This window comes from Flavobacterium sp. (genome assembly GCF_043722275.1).
Classification (GTDB): Bacteria; Bacteroidota; Bacteroidia; order Flavobacteriales; family Flavobacteriaceae; genus Flavobacterium.
On record NZ_JAYSPC010000012.1, the window covers coordinates 1 to 2,284 of the forward strand.

The following is a 2,284-nucleotide window of genomic DNA, read 5'->3' on the forward strand; positions in this document are numbered from 1 at the left end:
ATTTTACATAATAGTAAGAGATTCTCTACCCGATATTTAAAGCTCTAAAATATATAAGTTGCTGCATTTGAATTTCAATCTTAATTATATTAAACGACAGCCAGAAGATTTACCTTGCTGTAACTATGTAGATTTATGGAGTACCTTATGGACTGGTATCTCCATCTTAGCCTTATTCGGTTGTCAGCATTACTAATGCTAACAGTCCCTTTGGAATTTTTCTGACCCAAACCTGACCCAAATTAGATGTGAAAGGTCATTTTTGGAGCAAAAATTATTAACGCAGATTCGTTAAAGGGCATTAAAAAAGCCCTAGAATAGGGCTTCTTAACTTGGTGGAGAAAAGCGGCGAATTGTCGAACTATTTTATGGAAGATTTTATCAGTATTGTTCATTTTTAGGGATTCAGAGGTAGTGGAAGCTTCCGCAGGCCATAAATTTGCAAAGTCTTATTTAAACTGACATACTATGCAAAAAGAAATCCTATCGGAAATAAAGGAATTAAGAACTGCCCTTACCCAGGTTTTGGGTATATCTGACCTTCCTCCAGATCAACAATTTTTGAAGGAAGCCCTGAATAAGGCAGCTAAAGAATTTCAAAAACTGAATATTGAACGTGGTCAGTGGGTTGCTGACCATAGTGTTGGAAAATATATTAAAAATGCTGGTTACCGGGCAGGTGCGTTTATAAGACAGGAATTTGGGTTTAGTAATTATTTCAAGCGTGGGCAAACCTATTATTATAGCAAAAAAGATCTCATTTCCCTCGGAAAAGAATTGAAGGAACGTAATGTTGATTTGGGTAGGTATATGGAGTTTATTGAAGACCGTACAAAATTTAAGAAGTACGTGTCTGAAGCGGCACAAAATAATAAAGGGAAGCTCAAAAACAAGTCTTATAAATTGCCTGCTGACGTAAATAATATTACCACATCGCCCCCTCCGATGCCGGAAGTCAATGTAATTCGGGAAGATATTAAACGGCTAAAGGAAGAATTCTTCGAATATAAACTTTCTGATTACATCGATATTTACAAGGATAATTACGCTATGACAAAATTCATATACCATTTCGAAAAATATCTTGAACCCGGACTGAAAAGGAGGTGCAAGAAATGGTGCGACGATTTTAATTACGCCAATCATGCCCTTGAAGAAGTAACTAAGAAGAAAGAAAAATTCATACCGGTTAAGGATGAAGATATGATTCAGCTATGAGATCTTCTACGTTTTTCAATCTTCAATACTTCTGATTCGAGGTACATGGCCTTTTTTCTGCCCCTTACTAACTGAGGCTTTATAATTCCCTCGTTTATAGCTTTCATAAAAGTGGCATTGCTTATTCCCGCCATTTTTAATGCACCTTCTTTGGTAAGGAGTTGATCCTGCTGGAGTTCTTCCTTTATTATTGCCCGGATTTTTTCAAATAATTCCTCAGGCTTAATGCTGTACAATAATATTGATTCCATTGTATATATTTTAGGCTAATGCTTGTTCCAATTTTGCCTTCCACTTTTCCCATTGAGGATAAAGCTTGTTTTGCAATGCGTAGAAATCTTTATTGTGATTGTAATGCACCAAATGACACAGTTCGTGAATGATTACATATTCTATACTGCCCTTGGGAGCTTTAATCAATTCGGTATTAAGAATTATTTTGCCCAATTTAGTGCAACTACCCCATCGCTTTTCCATTTGCCTGATGTATAAAATTGGTTTCCCGATTTTGTACTTCTTAAAGGCTTCTAATGCTATTGTGAGTATTTCATCAAAAAGAACGGTTGCTTTTGTTTTATGCCAGTCGCTCAATATTTTTTCTAAATAACCTGGGTTGATATACTTCGCTGTGATTATTAATGCACCTCTGTAAATTTTAATTCCATCTGCATCCGCTTTGATTATTTGCAATTTATACTGCCTGCCTAAATATAAATGAGTTTCGCCATTTACAAATTTACGCTTGGGTGTATTAGGTTTATACATTCCAAAGAATGCTCGTTGCTTTAATATCCAATATGCTTTTGATTTTGCTTTTTGGGTTATGTCTAACATGTTTGCCCCTATTGGAGCAATTATATTTACAGTACCATCCGGCATAACTTTTATGCCCAATGTTTTACGGGTAGTAAAAGACAAATTATAGGGAATGCTTTTACTACCATACTTAATATGGTTGATAGTATTCAGCATCAGATATATTTAAGCTTTGCAATTTTAATTACTTCCTCAATTAATGTATCAATTTTATCAAATGAAAACTGCGTATCATACTGTTGCTGCTTTT

General features: G+C 35.1%; 3 protein-coding genes. 1 reads left to right on the forward strand and 2 read right to left on the reverse strand.

Features of this window, described 5'->3' with window-relative positions:
• Nucleotides 1–468: 468 nt before the first annotated feature.
• Nucleotides 469–1,218 carry a hypothetical protein gene (locus ACHZDT_RS01670; protein WP_394772930.1) on the forward strand — a complete coding sequence of 250 codons (750 nt, stop codon included), beginning with the start codon at nucleotides 469–471 and terminating at the stop codon, nucleotides 1,216–1,218.
• On the opposite strand, the gene ACHZDT_RS01675 is transcribed toward ACHZDT_RS01670, so the two are convergent.
• Entirely contained in the window at nucleotides 1,209–1,469 is a 261-nt protein-coding gene (locus tag ACHZDT_RS01675; RefSeq protein ID WP_394772931.1) for a hypothetical protein, read from the reverse strand. The genes ACHZDT_RS01670 and ACHZDT_RS01675 overlap by 10 nt on opposite strands.
• Before the next feature lie 10 nt (nucleotides 1,470–1,479).
• Nucleotides 1,480–2,190, reverse strand: coding sequence for a M48 family metallopeptidase (locus tag ACHZDT_RS01680; RefSeq protein ID WP_394772932.1), 711 nt, complete (start codon nucleotides 2,188–2,190; stop codon nucleotides 1,480–1,482).
• Between the last annotated feature and the right edge of the window lie 94 nt (nucleotides 2,191–2,284).

Coding starts and splice junctions, on each gene's coding strand:
- ACHZDT_RS01670 (WP_394772930.1), top strand. CDS start 469: ATGCAAAAAGAAATCCTATCGGAAATAAAGGAATTAAGAACTGCCCTT.
- ACHZDT_RS01675 (WP_394772931.1), bottom strand. CDS start 1,469: ATGGAATCAATATTATTGTACAGCATTAAGCCTGAGGAATTATTTGAA.
- ACHZDT_RS01680 (WP_394772932.1), bottom strand. CDS start 2,190: ATGCTGAATACTATCAACCATATTAAGTATGGTAGTAAAAGCATTCCC.